The organism is Deltaproteobacteria bacterium, from assembly GCA_016874735.1.
Classification (GTDB): domain Bacteria; phylum Bdellovibrionota_B; class Oligoflexia; order Oligoflexales; family CAIYRB01; genus CAIYRB01.
The window spans coordinates 1-17,754 of sequence record VGTI01000039.1 but is presented as its reverse complement, the minus strand read 5'-3'; the positions used below and the strand labels follow the sequence as shown (position 1 = coordinate 17,754).

Below are 17,754 nucleotides of genomic sequence, written 5' to 3'. Positions count from 1 at the left end.
TGGCTTTAACTTAAGCTAACTAGCGCGACGCTGCGCGCTAGCCACCTGTGCAGCCACCTTGGCGGCAATCTCGCGGTAACAGTCCTCTTGCACAAAGTGCTTGGCCGGCAGTGTCGTGATCTGATTACATGTAAAAACCTGCCGCGCATGTTCCCCGTATACACTGAGAGGAAGCGCATGATCGTCTGCCCCCCAAATGATTTGGCGCGGACCTGTATAGGCTTTAGCAGCACGGATTATCCGATCCTCAAAAACTTCCGTCATCTCAAAAGCGCGCATGATCCGCAGAAAGCTCCGCCCATGATCGTCACCCTTTAGCAGCTGGTAATAAGCACGGTACTCATCGCGCGATAATTTGTTCATGAAGCCATGACTATTTAAGGTAAAAGCGAAGCTCTGCTCATTCAGCGCTGCCAGACTAAGTTCTCCGGCTAGTGGTACAGTAAATATCCGCATCATCGGATGCGGCTTGAATTTAGTGGGTAGCGTCATAGTATTCAGAACGGTCAGGGAGCTAATTTGATCCCTGAGGCGTTCGAGAATTCCAAAGCCCACGGGACCACCGATATCATGTACCAGTAAATGAAATCTGCCTAGGTTCATGCTCTCAATCAGCTTCGTTGCAAACACGCCTAGACCACTCCAACTGTAATCAAACTGATCAGGCCTATCCGCAAGCCCAAGCCCAGGCAGATCAAAAGCTATGCCACGCATGCCAAGACTTGCAAGTTCAGGCAGTAACTTTCTGTAGCAGTAGGCAGAGGTCGGTACGCCGTGGATACAGACCACTGCTTCGCCCTGACCTTGATTCCACACACGAGTCGCCACGCCGTCTACGCTGTGAACGGCAGACTGATCTCGCCAAGCTTCTACCACGGGTGCATACTTCATGGTGAAAATCCTTTCGCCAAGTGCCTTTGTAGCTAAATGACCGCCTTCGCCTTAGCAACCAACTCGTCGACCGACCACTGATCGTCGGCAAAGTTTCCGTATTTCAAGTCCAATATGAGCCCATCACGATTGATTAAAAAGTCAGCTGGCATACCGCGTCTGCCGTTTTCCGGTTTTTTAAGGAGAAGACGCGGATCGATTATTTGAAGCCCCTTTAGGACTGCCACTATATTTTTGGGATTTAGTTCACCACAAAGGGAAGTCTCGACGCCAAACGATTTGTAGTGCGTCTTGACCGGATCAGCCACACAGCCAAACGGTAAATTTGCCAAATGAGGCATCATTTCAGCAGCGCTTGAGTGAAAAAACACCAACTCTGAAATCCCCGACGCCTTGATCTCATCGTAGCGTTTCATCACGCTACGCATATGCAGATTACAAATGGGACACCCAGCATAACGGCGAAACTGAATGTGCAACAGCGGGGTATCCTTGTAGGGAACCGTAATTGAATCCCCCTGTATCGTGTAAAAGGTCGTATCGGGTATGTTGGCACCAATGTGAAGACGGCTCATGGTTAGCCTCATGAAAGTGATGTTATCGCGAAGTTTAGGACGCAATCTTGCGTACAAATTGCACCAAGGAGGTGGCCGCCTTAAATGGGGCATACTCACGAGCTTTAAACACCTTATCAAGAGGCGTCTGGAAGACGTGATTGGTGTAGTTGGTCATCGTCTTCATCGCAATGGCCAGAATAATTGAGAGAATGTGCTGCTCGGTGTAACCTGCGCTCAAAAATGCTGCAACTTCGGCTTCTTCGGGCCATCCCCGCTTCTGGACCATGATACGGGTAAATGTAGCTAGGGCGGCATACTTAGCATCAGGTATGGGCTGATCATCACGAATGGCATTGGTTACCGACGGTGGCACGGTCGCTTTCATGTCGGCCATAATGCTATGAGCAGCAACGCAGTAGTCACAACCGTTCTCTTTACTGATCACTAGGAATATGACTTCTTGTTCGCTTCGGTTAAATCCCGAGTTTTTTTGGAACTCTTCCTCGGCGCGCTCGTAGGTACTCATCATCGCCGGTGAGTTCGCCATGAACCGTGGCAAATTAGCGATCATGCCATATTTGGCTTTGACGCTCTGCAGAAGCTCGCGGGTACGGCCCTCGGCTTGAGATGGATCCACAGGACCAAGTGACATTTTGAAGATACCCATAGTTTATACCTCAACAGTTTGAGAGCGTAACAGCGCTTGGACCATCCCAGCTGCTACTTTGCTCAGGTTCTGATATTCCATGTCGCTCATTTTTTTATTTAAGGCTGCAGCAATGACCCCATCTATTGCGTAGACAATAATGAATGCGACGGCTTGATGATCGATTAAGTTGATTTCACGCGCCCTGGTGCGGAGTGCAAATGTCACGATGTCGACAATTCTCTGCATAGCAGCTTCTGTTAAGTCCGCGTGCTCGCCGTATGGAACATGATCACGAATCAAACCGAATAGCCGCGTTTCGTCGCGGTAGGTCTTAAACATGACCGATATGATCTCAGCAATCGCATCCTGTATCGGCAAATGGGCATAGTCAGCTACAGAACTCTCAAGAGCCGCGATAAGCCGCACAGATTGTCCCTCAATAAGACTACCGATGATCGCTGTCTTATCGTCAAAATACTGGTAGAGCGTGGCAACACTGATATCTGCCTCAGCCGCGATGCGGTTCGTATTGAACGATTCGTAACCCTCGCGCAGCAGTAGCTTGGTTGCAGATACCAGGATCTGATCAATGGTTGACTGGGCACGTGCCTGCATAGGCACCTGCATCGTTGCATGGGAGCGGCGCTTTTTCACAATGTGACGCGTCACCTTGGTGACGACGCATGCCTCCTGAATACGCCGGGCCAGGCTTTCCTCGGGGTTCTTTGTGATTTTGCGCTTTGTCACCACGATACCAAACTCCACTTGTGGCTTGGTGTGTCTGAACCAGCAGTCACATGCTCTTATCGGAGTTTTTGCTCGGAAACTTTAGGGGAAGGGAAATTTTTTTTGAATATTACAACTAATCAAAAATGTTAGTTTTTTGTGCTAATGAGAACCAACAAGACCCAGTCAAAGCGAGTTTTTACTCGGTTTCCAACTAGAATGCGTAAATTTGCCCGCACAAAGGAACGCGACTCAGCGACAAGCATCACAGTCACGATGCATCCATACAATGGATGCACAACCTCAGCCCACGCGACAGGGCATGTTGTAGTTGCAGGAAGGTATCACAGTATGCAGCAGCGAAACTGGTATGCTGTGGTGTAATTGGTGTAGGACCAGGTGTCGCAGTTTGAACAAATGATCGGCTTAGATTACTCAACCTGCGTGAGGCTTCAATCGCGCCGTCAGCTCTGCGGTCGTTATTCCGGTGATCAGGAACCGCTTGTCTCGGCTGGTCTGCCCGCTCAGCAAAACGATTTGCGAGCGCTTAAGCGACAGGCTGTCGCGTAGCACATCGACAATAGCATCATTGGCCCGACCATCCTCGGGAGGAGCAGACACTGCAATCTTAAGCATGCCGCGGTACTCGCCCTGGATACCGCTACGCCTTGCACCCGGCTGCGCCCTCACTAGCAACACGCATCCCTGCTCATGCGCCTGAATCACGCGTACTCCCGAGATCGCTGAGACAGCAAACTACAACGGCTCAATGTTGAGATCCTCAGGCTGCTCAGACGCAAATGGTACGTCCACTACCACCGCGTTTTCGCTTTCAAGGCGCCATTCCTCACCCAGTAACAACACAGCCCGGGCTGCATCGGCCGGTGCTACAAGAAGATCAAAAAGGCCTGCAGCGAAACCTAAGTCTGCTTCGTCCTCGATCACGGCCGATTTGTCGACTACCACAACTCCCGCCACTCCCCGGTGAGCGAGAAAGCTGCGAGCGATCTCGGCCTCTTCATACACTCGGTAGGTCGCGATCCGGATGAGATCTTTATGGTTTTTAGTGCTCATAAATTCACCTCGCTCCTACTTCAGGCTTACGCCTGTGACCAGCCAAGGTCAAGATGACTTTCCATGATAAACTTACCCAGCATGCGGTTAATTAGCGGGAAGAGAGCCCGAAATGGGGAAAAAGAAGTTTATCTCAAAAAAATTTGATTCATCGAAGAAAATGGATGCTTTTCTCGAAGAAGAAGATCTTGGGTATCTTTTCGCGTCTCATGGCGAAGTTCAGATACCTAAAATCCACAAAGTCAACCTTGATTTACCTGAATGGCTGGTTGCTCAGCTAGACTTTGAAGCAACGCGTGCTGGTATTTCACGCCAGCCGGTCATTAAATTATTGCTCATTCAAAAGCTTGAAGAAGAGAGACGCAAAAGGTCAGCTTGAATCCAGCCGCTCTCCCCAAAGGGCGAGCTATTCTTGCCTTATAGCGAAGCCGACACACTGACGCGCCAGTGCCGACCCGGTAGCGGCATACCAGCATAGTCACTGTATGAGGTGGCACCGCGATTAGCCTCGGTGCCATCAGCGTAAATATTAAGACGCCGCTGATCGGTAAGATTGAATAACCCAAAACCAAAGCTAAACTGCGACCATTTAGCATCTAACGTAGCATCGTGGATCAAGTAGCCAGGAACAGCGATACTGTTCTCAGAGTCACGCCACACCTGACTTTGGTATCTTGACTGCCACCTGAGAGTTGCAAGTCCTAGGTTTTGACTGATGCTACCGGTAGCAACATGCTCAGCCACTCCCGGCACGGTCCGGTGTCGGCTAGAGTAGCTCAAGTCCATCGGAAAGAGCCGCGCATACCCAGCCATCAGCGTCGTCGACCAGGCCGTAATCTCGCCAGCAATCTCAGCTCCATTGATGGCTGTACGCACCGCGTTTTGCGCCCGCATGGTCTGCGCAATGGAAGGTAGCAAGATAATCCGGTCCCACGTGTCATCTCTAAACAGGGAACTGCGTAAACTAAATTGCTTCATGGGTCCAGTGATCAGCGCCCCGCCCTCTACCCGCCACTGAATGCCAAGTTCGCGGTGGATAGTGGTCTCAGGAGACAGCCCAGGATTATCGCGAATCAAAGCACCATCACCAAACTGCTCAAGCAGCGTCGGTGATCGACGTACTCTTGCCACCTGCATGTAAACGGTTAAGTCTTGCGGCTGCCAAGCTAGCCCCAAAGAACTCCCCGGTATCATCAGATGACGCGACTGACTGAGGCTCTTAACGGTCTCCTGATTCTTCTTGCCGTTGGCATTATCGGTCTGGCGCGTAATCATGCCCTTGAGCTCGGCTCTAACCGTGGGTAAAATCGCTAGATCAAGTCCAGAATAAAATAAGCTCTGACGCCTTCTAATCGTATAATCCGTGGCTGCACTAGTCATTGCGCGGATACTTGTATCGGTGGCCTCGCCACGCAGGTATAGCGACGATTCCCCTTGGTCACTAGCTACAGTCCACTTCAAATTGGTAGCCGCACTACTTGATAGAAGACGCCTTTTATTAGACTGAACCGATCCCAAAACTACATTAGTCGGGTCACTAACGTCCATCTGGTCATCGTAGCGACCGATCTCGAGTCCCATCAATTCTGGCACGGCGACATGAGACGACTCAGGCTTGAAGTTATAGGCTATGCGCCCCACGCGGTGACGGGAATACTCACGCGCCAAGCTATTGGTGCTACTATTGCGCGCCGGCAGACTGGTCTTGGCGTCGTTCCAGAGACCAAGGACCGAAACATGATGCCCGCCACTCTGCCAGTTGAAGGTCGGTAGAAACTGAATGGCTCGCCTATCGGCATGCCGCCGCTCACCCGTTCTATCGTCAGAGACATTGTAGGGGGTAGCGTTATCATCGTGATAGGGAAAGCGACCATCCGTCCAATGCTCTCGTCCATAAAAACGCGCATCGCTGCCATTTGCTGAACGATAGCGACTGAGGGCCCAGAGCGCAGTACCGTAGGGACGCCCCACCAATATCCCAGTCTGATCCTTGCGCCCTACCGGTGTAAACATCCGGTAAGCGATAGCGCCGTTTGGATTGATCGTAGGGAGCGACGGCGGTGGATTACCCACGTAGATCGATAGTTCACCACAGGCACGCAGGTCTAAGTCATCGATGAAAGGGAAACCCACGTAGGGATCCTGCACCCGCAGACCGTCAAGGTACACTTCTGTAAACCTAGAATCCTGGCCTCGCACCCGTGGTAGATTGAAGCCGGACGCATTGATCCTACCAGTATCGGGCAGTGCTAGATTAGGCTCATTCCGGAGATGGACGCGCGTATCAAAGCGCGTCTCATCATCCGGTCGAATCATCACACTCTGTCCAGCTCGGGCTGCGCGCGTAGATTCCGTGCGTGTGCCCCAAACTTCAACCGTATTCGCCCGTGACACTGGTCCATCTTGGTCTTCCGCCTTAGCCACCGAAGTGGCCAAGGTCGAGAGGATGATGGTCAGGGCTGTGGTGAATACGGTAGTCATTTCATTTACGGTACAAATTTGATCTTATAGGGAACTAAAGGCAGAGCCAAAGTGGCGGATGGCGTAGAACTCTCAGACGCTAAATCAAAAATCGAGAATTGACCTGTCCCGTCCGTTTTCTTTTCACCGACATATAGTTTATTGGCACTGATATCGTAAGCAATTGAGTAGTCGGCGTAATTGGCATCGGCAATTTCGTAAAATGTCTTCGCGGTACCAGCATTTATGTCAAACACCTGAACCTGCGATTTGTAGCCGCCGGCGCCATCTGAAGTAGCGACAACGCCGTAGTATTTACCATTTTTAGCACCAACTACACTGCCGTTACCTTTTTCGGTTGCGGTGGACCGGTCAAGCACTAAGGTAGAGGTACGCGCTGCCAAATCCACGCGCTCAAACCCCGACACACATGGTGATGCTGTATCCCAAATTGTGCAGAAGCCGGCGACAATTGGTTTATTTGCGTCATCTACGCCGTAGATAATTTGCGGATTCATGACGTTTAGTTTAATGCCTTGTACCTTTTCCTTCGCCGGATCAATATCGACCACAGTGACTGTGGTACCATCGTCCTTCAACACAAAAATTTGCTGGGCGCCGGTGTAGCCAAAAAAGTCTGCACTACGACCCTGATTAAGCACGTAAATTTCGCCGGGGACCGTGCTACTAGCGCGGTAGAACGCCTCAGGCCGGAACACCGCTTGAGCGTCGGATCCTAAGTCCCAATTAGCAGTTATTTCCTGCTTAATACTGCCATCCGCCGGATTAACCACAACCAACTTATTTGCAATGTAATGTGCGAGTAACACTCGGTCAGATGACAACCACAGTGCGTCGTGAGGATCACCAGAACCCGCTTGCTCTGTGCGAATCTGGTTGCCCGGGGCGCCATCAGATTGCTTGGTATCTATCGAGCGAAAATTAGAGCTGGTGCTTGTCCTGTTGAAAAAATAAAGCTTGTCGTTCATCGTGGTCAGCCACGGATCACCTGACTCACCACTAAGCAAAGTTTTAAGGTCGCCGTTAATGGCGCCATCTTTCAGAGGTTGAAAAAACAACTTCGAAGAGCTGTAGTCCGCAGGCACGCCAGCAATTGCAATCCCCGAAAAAGGCTGTGCCGTCACCGCCGTCTCATCCTTATCTTTGTTCCCACACCCAAGCGACGCGCCTAAGACCCCAACTGCAAGCATCGCCCCCAGCTGACCAGTACCGACACGACCGTGTTTTGCTAGCTTCATCAACAGTCCCCTTGCTCGAGAGATAAAAAATGCCTACTTGGCATTCGGACTCATGGGGTTACACGAACCTCCATACACCGTTGCGGCACAGTGCTGGATTCCCACCAGCTTCCCCAAGTAGGCTGCCTCTTATACAACTCTAGCACTTCGATCTAACAAAGCGAAATTCTTTAGCCTACCGGCCAAATCACTAGATGTTGGCGCTCGATTTGAGTGTGAAATTCGTCCGGAATCCTAGCCCAGTCTAAGACATCGACCAGGATCGGGACGTTGCTCTCGCGAATGTCTTCGAGCAGGTCAAACATGTGCTTTACCGGCAGGGAGCGATCTTTGGTATTCCTGATAACCAGATCGAGATCGCTGCCGGAGTGAAAATTTGCCGTGAGACGACTACCGTAGGCCAAAACTTCCACCGATTGATCTTTGAGATACTTATCAAAGATCAAACGCAGCATCGCTAAGTAACGCGGATCAAGCTGAAGCGCTGCGGGCATCGATCACACCTTTGAGTTTGATGGCGTCGTGCAAGAATGGTTGTATGAGCTTCACCGTTTCCTCTGCAAATCCCTCGCCGTAATCGTGGGCAGTTTTGTTACGATTATCGCGGTAGGAAAACCACCTATCGACCTCATCGGCGGTAAAGAAGCCATGCTTGTGGGCGTGACGAAAAAGATCCTTAAACATGAGCTCATCGACTTGGCGCGACGAAGCAAAGTAGGGCTTTAGAGACTTGCGCAGTAGTTTGCCAGAAGTCTCAAGACAAAGCTCAAAGCCCTTGATGGTAGCATTACGAGCCACCTCGTATTCAATGCTACCAGCCTGTGCAGACCGCAGCATCTGATAGGACACCTCGAGAGTCTTAATGGTTCTACCGAGGTGTGTGGTTGAGAGAGGTGTCGAGGTTATCGTCATCGTCTAAGCCCGTTCGAATTGTCGTCTCACGCTATACACATAGTAATCGGAATCAACCAGTGAAACCAACAAGATCATGGTAAGCCACGAAAAAAGGCCCACGAAAAAAGGGCCCACAAACTAGCGCCGTCTGATTGACGACATCTAGCTTGTGGGCCCACCTTTCACCTTGGCGATCTAAACCACCACGGGTGTCAGAGGCTGGAAGACTCACTTCTTCTCGATGTGCACAATGTTGCCATTGTTGTCATAGACCACGACTGTGCCGTTACCTTGATCAACACCGGAAACGCATGGGACATAAGCAGAGTCACCGCCTGAGAAAATTTGATCGCAGTACTGGAGCTCCTCAGCCATGGCAGCTGAAGACATGGTGACCACCACGAAGGTGCTGGCGATGGCGGCGCGAACGGTCAAAGCGAGTTTGTTTGAAGCTAGTTTCATAAAGATCTCCCAAGATTTTGTTAAAAAGATATCTTCAAGACAAGTTATATATAATTTTATTTAATTAAAAAGTAAATAATATAATAAAAATTATTTGTTAAGTAGTTTATTTACAATAATATCGGTTTAATGGTTCGGAAAATACCGTAATCCCAACTTTGAACCTCGGGCAAACCGCAGTAAGGGCGACCCATCGCAAAAATCCCCTGGTAGACCGGACTACTACCAGGTAGACGAGAGATCGTCACATGGGGGCACCCCCACCTGAAGGTCGGTAAAAAGGAGCTTGTAGTTTTGCTAACTACCCGTGATATCAGCCAGTTTGACCGTGATGGCTTTTTAGTCCTCCCCGGTGTCATTCCATCTCACACCTGCGACGCACTCCGCGGTCGCGCCGATGAGCTGGTCGACGCCTTTGAGCCAGGTGATCTCAAGGTCATCTTCGCGACCGATCGCAACAGTCATGTCCGCAATCATTACTTCCTGGAGTCGGGGGATAAGATCCGCTTCTTTTTTGAAGAAGACGCCCTCAGCGCCGACGGCACGTTGACGCGCGACAAGCACCTAGCCATCAATAAGATCGGCCACGCCTTGGCTGATCTCGACCCGGTGTTCCGCGAATTCTCATTGCTGCCTGAGATTCGCAGCATTGTGACTAGCCTAGGTAAATTTCGTGACCCACGCATCATGCAGTCTATGTACATATTCAAACAACCGCATATCGGCGGCGAAGTGACGTGCCACCAAGATAGTACGTTTCTCGACACCGAGCCGAGCAGTTTGATTGGTCTTTGGTTTGCGCTTGAAGATGCTACAGAGGAAAACGGTTGCCTATGGGCTATCCCTGGCGCTCATAAGGCGGGACGCCGACAAACAATGACTCGTTTACCAGACGAAACAACAAATTTTGAGACTCACGACGCCACCCCGTGGAACCTGGATGCCACCGTGCCCTTGGAGGTGCCCAAGGGCAGCGTTATACTCCTGCATGCGCTTGCACCGCATATGAGTCACAAGAATACGTCGTCGCGTTCGCGTCACGCCTATACGCTCCATGTCAGCGAGGGCGACCTGCCACGGCGTGATGGGATTTGGCTGCAGCGGGATCCCGCGTTGCCGATGCTGAGCCTACTAGGGTGATTCCTTACCTAGTCGGCCGCGTGACGACGGGACGCAGCGCCTCCTCAAGTGCCAGCCATGCATCGCGCTGGCGCTCCGGAACCCCCATCTCCGTCAACACCTCGCGCATCAAAACTTGACGCCGCATAAAATGCGGTCGTCTGATGTCCAGATGGGCATGAGCCGCAGCCAACGGTTTACCGCGGTATTTGCGCGGACCACCGAGCATGGCTGTGGCAAAATCGATCTGCTGCTCGGTGATATGCGCGCGGTCTTTACCAAAAAAGAAATGACCGATCACCCCGTCGGTGAATGCCCGTTCGTAAAAAACGGTCAAACATCGGCGTATGAGATCGGCACCTATCTCTTCGTAGATAGAGGGCTCAGTACTCAGGCCTTCTTGGTCCACGACATACACCAACCAGTGGAAGCCACCATACCAGCTGGAAGCATGAGGCACTTGCCTACTTCCTGCCCCTTAACTTCACCTGCCTTGGTGTAGAACTGGCAGTTCTTGCAGTTTTGGTCCTTACCTGCGACGCCCATCTTGTCGACGCGAGTCGCTTTGGTAGCGTCCGGCACGTACTTAAGCGCCTTTGCGGTGGCATCCGTGTCGGGCACTAATTTTAGCTCGGGGCCAGCAGCAGCTGGTGCAGCCGCCGGCTTGGCCGCTGGGGCTTCTGCAGCCATCGCCCGCACAGCACTGGCAGCTACGACAGTGACCGGCACTGCAGCAGCAAGTTTTTGGAGAGCCTGACGGCGACTCAATTGTTTACAGTCTGACTGATCCGACATGATGGGGCTCCTTTGATCCGATGGGTCTGCGTGAGTTTAGGGTAGTAGCAAGAGCAAGGGGGGGCGGGACATTTCCGGCACCCCAATTATAGCACCACCGCAGCGCCCTAATCTAGGGACTCCTTGGCCTCGCTAGCAGCCTCTGCATCGCGCTGGCGCACATCGCTCTTGGGACGGAATATAAGCCTGATCGGCACTTCTGCAAAGCCCAAATCCCGCCTGAACCTGTTAGTCATATAGCGCACATAACTTTCATGAATCTCATTGGATACGTTGCAGAAAACAACGATCGTTGGGGGCGACACGGCGACCTGGGTGGCAAAGTAAAACTTCACCCGCTTCGACTTAGCCTTGATCAGTGCCGGAGTATGCTCCTGGACCATGGCCCGCAGTACCCGGTTGACCTCGCTGGTATCGACGCGGCTCTTTGCCGACTGTGCTAGTCGTTCGGCCAGAGACATCAACTGGTGGACACGCTGATTCGTCAGGGCCGACACGAAGGTAATAGGCGCATACGACAGCGTCTTCAGCTCGCGATGAATGGCCGCCGTATACTCCTTGGCCGTGTTCGATTCTTTATCGGGGAATATATCCCACTTGTTGACGACGATCCCGACCGGTTTACCGCGATCTGCAGCGAGATCAGCCAGGCGCGCATCCTGCTCCGTCAGACCCTGAACGGCATCAAGCACCAGCAGAACTACATCGGCGCGCTCAATCGCCCTAAGGCTCCGCATGACACTTAAGCTTTCCAGACGCTCGTTGATCTTGGATTTACGCCTGATACCCGCTGTGTCGATCAGGACGTAGGCCTGGTTGTTATAGACCATCGGAGTGTCGAGCGAATCACGAGTCGTGCCTGCAATGTCTGAGACTAAGGCCCGCTCCTCGCCCATCATCCGATTAAGTATCGACGATTTACCTGCATTCGGACGCCCGACGATGGCTATGCGGATAGCATCGCTGGCCGATTTAACGTGCGCCAGACTCGGTAGCGTCTCGAGCTCGTCAGCCAGCTGCTGCTTCAGATCACCAACGCCGCGATTGTGCGCCGCACTAACCTTGATAAGCTCATCGACACCTAGCTCGAAGAACTCCCACATGACCTGACTCTGCTCGGGCCCGTCAACCTTGTTGACGGCGATCACGTGTGGTTTTTTTATCTCTTCCAAGTAGCGCTTGAGCTGACGGTCATGCGGATTCATGCCTGATTTGCCGTCTAAAACCAACAGGACTAAATCCGATTCTTTGATAGCCGCCTCGGTTTGGCGCCACACTAAGTTTTCGGCAAAGGGCTGAAACTTGAAGTCATCCGTCTCAAATCCGCCGGTGTCGATCACCATAAAGCCACTGGTCTTCTCGGCATCAAGCCAAGCATGGCCATAGAGACGATCGCGCGTCACGCCCGGCCGATCATCGACGATAGCGTCATCCGATACGGTGAGACGGTTAAAGAGAGTTGACTTACCGACATTGGGCCGACCAACTATGGCGACGATACCATTGATCATAACTGCCCCTCCTTCGCTACCTGCTTAAATGAAGATATGGCTAACTTGGCTGCTTCTTGCGAAGCTCGTTTCTTACTGGCGCCGCGGCCACGACCGAGTTCACGGCCGGAGACAATGCAACGCACCTCAAACACCTTGGCATGATCGGGGCCGGATTCCTGCGCCACCTCATAAACAGGTGTCTGTTTGTTGTGGGCCTGCGTTAATTCCTGCAGTTGCGTCTTATAGTCCGATCTTTTGTACTGAGCTAAATCACCTTTGAGCTGACCGGCGAAGATCCGCCCGATCAGAGCATCGGCAGCAGCGAAGCCACCGTCGACAAAAACCGCACCGATTAGGGCTTCAAGTGCATCAGCTAAGAGTGAGTCGCGATTACGACCACCAGTCTGAGCCGTGCCCTTACCCATAATGAGGAACTTACCGAGTTGCAATTGACGTGCTTGGTCAGCCAGGTTTTCCTCGTTCACCAGCATGGCACGCAGACGGGACAGATCACCCTCTGCAAGCTTGTCGCTACTCTCCATGAGCCTCTGGCTGATGGCCAGACCAAGAACGGCGTCGCCAAGAAATTCAAGCCGCTCGTTCCAAGGTAAACTTGGCGACGCACTGGCTGCGGACTTTCTCCTAGCAGTCGCACCACGCTGGGGTACAACGCTACTGAGTTCCATCAAGGCCGAGCGATGCGTCAGCGCCTCGTACAACAGGGTCAGGTCGGCAAAGCGGTGGCCGGCCCGTTCCTGCAGCACGTCAAGTCGCGTGAAGATCGGCTGATGTTGGGCCCCGAGGAGTTGATAATCCTCCAGGCGTGCTGGCCGCGGCCACGGTGGCCTTATAGGCTGTGTTGTTGGCAATGAACCCTCCACCGACTACCCTCTCTTGGTCATAAAATACGGCCGCTTGCCCCGGAGTCACCCAGCGCGCCTTCTCGGCGAGCAGGACCTGGTAGCGCCCTGGTTTATCCGCATCTGGCACCACGCGACAAGCGACCGGCTTAGCCCGGTACCGCACCATCACACTTAAGGTCCGATCAGCCGTGATCTCGTCGCGCGGTACAAGCCAATTGACGAGATCGACGCCAAAGCCCTCGACTTTAAGATTCTCGAGATCATCGACGACAACACGGTTGTGCTCTGCGTCGATCGCAGCCACATATTTGGGGTCGGGACCTAAAGCCCCAAGTCCCTTGCGTTGCCCGACTGTAAAGAGATGAATTCCCTCGTGACGCCCAAGAACGAGACCATCACGATCGACAATCTCACCGCCGCGTCCACGCACCACGTCGGGATAATGCTTTTCTAAAAAGTCGCTGTAGCGGCCCCCAGTGACAAAGCAGATCTCTTGGCTCTCGTGTTTTTCCGCCGTATGGAGTCCAAGACGTGCAGCGATCGCCCGCACCTCAGGTTTAGTTAAACCACCAAGCGGAAACATCGCCCGCTTGAGATTGTCGGGCTGCATGTCGAAGAGGAAGTAGCTTTGGTCCTTCTTGGGATCAAGGCCTGTATAGAGCTCACTCGGGCGTCCATCGCTATGGTGCACGACCCGCGCATAGTGCCCAGTCGCCACCCAGTCGGCACCGAGCGCACGTGCACGGTCCACTAAGTGATCAAATTTGAGTTTACTGTTGCACATCACGCACGGATTAGGCGTACGCCCGGCGCCGTATTCAGACGCGAAATAATCGACGACGCCCTTTTTAAACTCACGCTCGTAGTTCACGACGTAATGAGGGACACCCATGCGGTGGGCCGCCATGCGTGCGTCGTGGACATCAGTGAGCGAGCAGCAGCTATCAAAACGCTCCTCGCCGTCGCCAGCATGGTTCCACAGCTGCATCGTAATACCAATAACCTCGTAGCCCTGCTCAAGTAGCAAAGCCGCCGCGACACAGGAGTCCACACCTCCCGACATTGCTGCCACGACACGAGTCTTGGTCATGCTGCGTACCCCCCCGACTATTGATAAAAGCCTGATCCGGCGAGGGTCGCAGTATACCTATTTTTAATCAATGCACCAGTATTTTATGATTTTCTAATAAAATAAGACGACCTCGCGGCCAGCCGGCCCGAAGTCCATTCAGGCGGCTGGCCGGCGATCATCAAACCCCTGTTTTAAGAGGCTTTCTTGTATGCCGGGTGGAGGACTTCAAAAGCCTCCACGGCGCGCGCGTCAGGGACAGAGATACCTACCCCAGACATGTCAGAAAGAGCTGGAGCCATGCTTTCAAGGGGGTCGACTATCAGCCTGGCATCGATGCCGCGGCCTTTAAGTACTGGTAATTTTTCTTTTGCCTGTTCGATAGTTGGATACATTTCTATGCATTTCATGTGAGACCCCCGCGAAAGTTAGCTTAGGGCGTGACCTTAGCTCTAACTCACGCGCACCAAGATTGTGTTCGGCACTTGCCAGAATTACTTTAGGGAAAATTTAAGCCCACCCCAAAAAAACCAATACCCAAGGGCTTTCCGTGGGTTATACATAGGGCTCTAGCTAACTCAGGGCGGTTCGAGCTCCATGGTGCAACTGACAGAAGACGATTTTCCGATAGATTCCTCTCGTACGGAGCGCGTTTGAGTCAATCATGAACTCAGATCCCCACCCTATTTACCGAAAAATCAGTTGGCATCTACTGCCACTGCTCTTTTGCTGCTACGTCATCGCCTACATCGACCGAGTCAATGTCGGGTTTGCCAAGCTGGAGATGCTTACTGATCTTTCGATGTCGGAAGCCGCTTATGGTCTAGGCGCCGGCATGTTTTTCATCGGCTATTTTTTACTCGAAGTCCCTAGTAATCTGATCCTACATCGTGTCGGCGCCCGGCTATGGATTGGGCGCATCATGATCACCTGGGGCATCCTTTCAGGCGCCATGGCTCACGTCACGACTGAGTATCAGTTCTACGTGGTGAGATTGTTACTCGGCATGGCAGAGGCCGGCTTTTTCCCGGGAATCCTCCTCTACCTCGGCTACTGGTATCCCGCAGGAGTCAGGACCCGCGTGACAGCCATCTTTATGGCGGCTGTCCCCGTCGCCGGGATGATCGGTGGTCCACTCTCAGGCTGGATCATGCAGTTTCTCGAAGGTCACGGTGGGCAACGCGGATGGCAGTGGATGTACTGGATTGAGGCGGTGCCCGCAGTGTTGCTCGGCATTTATGTGGCAGCAAGGCTGCCTGATAATCCCAGGCATGCGCGGTGGCTCAGCCATGCGCAACGAGAATTGGTCGCCACCAGCATCGCTACTGAGGAGACCACGAAGACGCACGGAAGTTTTCGTGACGCGCTTGGGACTCCTCGTTTTTGGCAGCTCTGCGCCGTTTACTTCTGCCTCGTCATGGGAAACTACGGCGTCAGTTTTTGGCTACCGTCTGTCATCAAAGGCACCGGCGTCACCGACCCAAGTCAAGTAGGCCTGCTCTCCGCGCTCCCCTGGATCGCTGCCCTTGTCGCCATGATGGCCGCCTCTGCTAGTGCCGATAGACACCGGGAATACCGCTGGCATGTTGCGATGCCGTCTCTACTTAGCGCGCTTGGATTTTACCTTACAGCGAGTCATCTACACGGCACAGCCGGTGCCCTCGTGGCAATGACCCTGGCTGCCTGCGGGATTATCACGAGCCTGCCCATATTTTGGAGTCTACCAGCCACCACTTTGTCCGGTGTCGCCGCCGCTGGCGGTATCGCGCTCATCAACTCCCTTGGTAACGTGGCGGGATTCCTGAGTCCCTACTTAGTTGGTTGGCTCAACGACCGGACGGGATCGGCGGTCGCTGGACTCCACGCTATCGCTGCATTTTTAGTCCTGGGTGCCCTGCTCACCCTAACTCTAAAGTCACCCAAGACCAACTAGATCGCATTAACGATCAGAGCCTCTAATGTGATCGAAGCGCCTCCAAGCCATCGGACGCGCGGCTCCATGACACCGGAGACACCCGTGCCGGGTGCCAAAAAATCGAGGACGAAGCGCTGAGACTCACCGCTGGCAAAAAAGTCATCCGCTTTAATCAGCCTCTGCGCCAAAACCTTACGGCCGTTCCATACAAGATCAATTTCCAAAACGGCGTCGCTGCGGGTCGCGCCGCTGTCGCGCCTCAAGTAAAACACCGCCTGACCAACGCGGCCTGACGTCATGGGTAGGTAGTTCCGATAGTAAATAAATCCAGGTTTATCATGATCTTGCTGCACCGCCCATCCGCCGCCGCTATCATGCCCCACGCTGTGACTGGTGACGCCGGTGCCGGGGATATTTAGGACTGTTGTGGTGATCGCGCTCAGACTCGATTCGGTTCGGTTACCGAGAATATTGAGGATCCGCAGTTGTTCGGGTCCGATACTACCAGGGGTCTCTTGCCGCGGCGCAATACGCTGCCCAGCGAGTACAGACCCAGTGAATTCAAAGCCACCATGTGCAATGCAGAGGCAAACGCCAAGATCTTCGCCGGCGTGATCGACCTCTTGCTGCATGCTAATCGATTGCCCCGCTCTCAGTTGCGGCGTCGCGCTCAGAGTGAGCGTCCCGGTGCCTCTGACTTGGATGAAATCACTCTTTTGACCGTCGCCGTTGTATTTTAAGGGAGCGTACTTCTTAAGATCCTCGCCGTCCCACGAGATAAAGTTCTGGTACTGCTTTAGGTAGTGCGGATGCGGCCAATCGGTGAGAATCTGGCCACCGATCAGTTTTTCCATCCCGACGTTGGCAACGGCTCTGTCACCGTAATTAATGAGTTGGTAGCGCCGCTCGATAATCGGTTGATCACCGAGCATGATGTAGCTACTGACGAGACGAAGATCCGTCGTCTCCGTATCGTCGACAGGATAAGGGCTCCCACAGGCGAAGGAATCGGGATGAAACCGCGCGACGATCGTCATCGAAGCCTCATTACGAAAACGAATGCCACCCGCAACGACCGCGACTTCGGTTGATCCGACGGGATGGTCCCACCGGCCTGGGTCAGTGTTGTCATTGATACACTCACGCCACCATGCGGGAGCATCAGTAAAGTGGTTGGCTTCGAGTATCCCGGCCTGGCTATCGTGACGACCGTTTTTGTACCGCGGCAGCTCGTAATGTTCGGCACCGTTATAGGCTCTAGGCCAGCGCCCATCGCCGTCCTCCCCCGGGAGGAGCATACTCACTGGGCGCGTACCGTTTGGGGTTGGCTCAAGCAAAACAAAATCTAAATTATCTGGTATGGCATTCAGGGGCCACAGTCCGTTCAGTTTACCGGAAAATCCCGTATTATCAATCCACGCCAGGTAGTGTTTTCCGACAAACATAAAATCGCCCTCACGCGGGCCTTCATGCGACGGGAATCCTAGCCCAGCACTTGCTCTGCCAACTAATTCCTCGACCCTCCCGG

21 protein-coding genes and 1 riboswitch are annotated in these 17,754 nt (G+C 53.0%); of the genes, 3 read left to right on the top strand and 18 right to left on the bottom strand.

What is annotated here, in order from left to right; all coding sequences use genetic code 11:
• Positions 1-15 precede the first annotated feature (15 nt).
• From FJ146_14230 to FJ146_14205, 6 genes are all read right to left on the bottom strand, one after another.
• A complete protein-coding gene (locus FJ146_14230; protein MBM4253126.1) occupies positions 16-891 on the bottom strand; it encodes an alpha/beta fold hydrolase in 876 nt (291 codons plus the stop codon).
• Between the two features lie 32 nt (positions 892-923).
• Positions 924-1,466 carry a redoxin domain-containing protein gene (locus FJ146_14225; protein ID MBM4253125.1) on the bottom strand — a complete coding sequence of 181 codons (543 nt, stop codon included), beginning with the start codon at positions 1,464-1,466 and terminating at the stop codon, positions 924-926.
• A 34-nt stretch (positions 1,467-1,500) separates the two neighbouring features.
• Entirely contained in the window at positions 1,501-2,115 is a 615-nt protein-coding gene (locus tag FJ146_14220) for a carboxymuconolactone decarboxylase family protein (GenBank protein MBM4253124.1), read from the bottom strand.
• Positions 2,116-2,118: 3 nt separating this feature from the next.
• On the bottom strand, positions 2,119-2,847 hold the full coding sequence (locus FJ146_14215; GenBank protein MBM4253123.1) for a TetR/AcrR family transcriptional regulator: 729 nt from the start codon (positions 2,845-2,847) through the stop codon (positions 2,119-2,121).
• Between the two features lie 411 nt (positions 2,848-3,258).
• Positions 3,259-3,549, bottom strand: coding sequence for a DUF167 domain-containing protein (locus FJ146_14210; protein ID MBM4253122.1), 291 nt, complete (start codon positions 3,547-3,549; stop codon positions 3,259-3,261).
• A 30-nt stretch (positions 3,550-3,579) separates the two neighbouring features.
• A complete protein-coding gene (locus tag FJ146_14205; protein ID MBM4253121.1) occupies positions 3,580-3,897 on the bottom strand; it encodes a hypothetical protein in 318 nt (105 codons plus the stop codon).
• Between the two features lie 112 nt (positions 3,898-4,009).
• Between FJ146_14205 and FJ146_14200 the strand changes: the two genes are divergently transcribed.
• Complete coding sequence (locus tag FJ146_14200; GenBank protein ID MBM4253120.1) at positions 4,010-4,276, top strand: hypothetical protein; 267 nt, start codon at positions 4,010-4,012, stop codon at positions 4,274-4,276.
• Between the two features lie 38 nt (positions 4,277-4,314).
• Here the strand turns inward: FJ146_14200 and FJ146_14195 are convergent, their stop codons facing one another.
• The 5 genes from FJ146_14195 to FJ146_14175 all read right to left on the bottom strand — a co-directional run bounded on the left by FJ146_14195 (position 4,315) and on the right by FJ146_14175 (position 8,972).
• Positions 4,315-6,378, bottom strand: a complete 2,064-nt coding sequence (locus FJ146_14195; GenBank protein MBM4253119.1) for a TonB-dependent receptor — start codon at positions 6,376-6,378, stop codon at positions 4,315-4,317.
• A gap of 5 nt (positions 6,379-6,383) precedes the next feature.
• A complete protein-coding gene (locus FJ146_14190) occupies positions 6,384-7,616 on the bottom strand; it encodes a hypothetical protein (protein ID MBM4253118.1) in 1,233 nt (410 codons plus the stop codon).
• 17 nt (positions 7,617-7,633) lie between these two features.
• A riboswitch (cobalamin riboswitch) is annotated at positions 7,634-7,781 on the bottom strand.
• Between the two features lie 5 nt (positions 7,782-7,786).
• Positions 7,787-8,110, bottom strand: a complete 324-nt coding sequence (locus tag FJ146_14185) for a nucleotidyltransferase domain-containing protein (protein MBM4253117.1) — start codon at positions 8,108-8,110, stop codon at positions 7,787-7,789.
• The gene (locus tag FJ146_14180; GenBank protein MBM4253116.1) at positions 8,088-8,528 is read right to left on the bottom strand and encodes a nucleotidyltransferase; all 441 of its coding nucleotides are present in this window, start codon (positions 8,526-8,528) and stop codon (positions 8,088-8,090) included. The genes FJ146_14185 and FJ146_14180 overlap by 23 nt, the downstream gene beginning before the upstream one ends.
• A 210-nt stretch (positions 8,529-8,738) precedes the next feature.
• Positions 8,739-8,972: a hypothetical protein gene (locus tag FJ146_14175; GenBank protein ID MBM4253115.1), complete on the bottom strand. Its 234-nt coding sequence runs from the start codon at positions 8,970-8,972 to the stop codon at positions 8,739-8,741.
• 312 nt (positions 8,973-9,284) lie between these two features.
• On the opposite strand from FJ146_14175, the gene FJ146_14170 reads away from it, so the two are divergent.
• Positions 9,285-10,112, top strand: coding sequence for a phytanoyl-CoA dioxygenase family protein (locus tag FJ146_14170; GenBank protein MBM4253114.1), 828 nt, complete (start codon positions 9,285-9,287; stop codon positions 10,110-10,112).
• A gap of 4 nt (positions 10,113-10,116) precedes the next feature.
• On the opposite strand, the gene FJ146_14165 is transcribed toward FJ146_14170, so the two are convergent.
• The 6 genes from FJ146_14165 to FJ146_14140 form a co-directional block, all read right to left on the bottom strand.
• Positions 10,117-10,551, bottom strand: coding sequence for a group 1 truncated hemoglobin (locus FJ146_14165; GenBank protein ID MBM4253113.1), 435 nt, complete (start codon positions 10,549-10,551; stop codon positions 10,117-10,119).
• Complete coding sequence (locus FJ146_14160) at positions 10,482-10,886, bottom strand: iron permease (protein ID MBM4253112.1); 405 nt, start codon at positions 10,884-10,886, stop codon at positions 10,482-10,484. The genes FJ146_14165 and FJ146_14160 overlap by 70 nt, the downstream gene beginning before the upstream one ends.
• Positions 10,887-10,993: 107 nt before the next feature.
• A complete protein-coding gene (locus tag FJ146_14155) occupies positions 10,994-12,397 on the bottom strand; it encodes a ribosome biogenesis GTPase Der (protein MBM4253111.1) in 1,404 nt (467 codons plus the stop codon).
• On the bottom strand, positions 12,394-13,143 hold the full coding sequence (gene rnc / locus FJ146_14150) for a ribonuclease III (protein ID MBM4253110.1): 750 nt from the start codon (positions 13,141-13,143) through the stop codon (positions 12,394-12,396). The genes FJ146_14155 and rnc overlap by 4 nt, the downstream gene beginning before the upstream one ends.
• 1 nt (position 13,144) lies before the next feature.
• Complete coding sequence (gene mnmA, locus FJ146_14145; GenBank protein MBM4253109.1) at positions 13,145-14,332, bottom strand: tRNA 2-thiouridine(34) synthase MnmA; 1,188 nt, start codon at positions 14,330-14,332, stop codon at positions 13,145-13,147.
• Positions 14,333-14,505: 173 nt separating this feature from the next.
• Positions 14,506-14,721 (bottom strand): hypothetical protein, encoded by a 216-nt coding sequence (locus FJ146_14140; protein ID MBM4253108.1) that lies wholly within the window; start codon positions 14,719-14,721, stop codon positions 14,506-14,508.
• Between the two features lie 254 nt (positions 14,722-14,975).
• On the opposite strand from FJ146_14140, the gene FJ146_14135 reads away from it, so the two are divergent.
• Positions 14,976-16,244, top strand: coding sequence for an MFS transporter (locus FJ146_14135; GenBank protein ID MBM4253107.1), 1,269 nt, complete (start codon positions 14,976-14,978; stop codon positions 16,242-16,244).
• Here the strand turns inward: FJ146_14135 and FJ146_14130 are convergent.
• Complete coding sequence (locus FJ146_14130) at positions 16,241-17,671, bottom strand: hypothetical protein (protein ID MBM4253106.1); 1,431 nt, start codon at positions 17,669-17,671, stop codon at positions 16,241-16,243. The two genes, FJ146_14135 and FJ146_14130, sit on opposite strands and share 4 nt — an antisense overlap.
• Positions 17,672-17,754 lie beyond the last annotated feature (83 nt).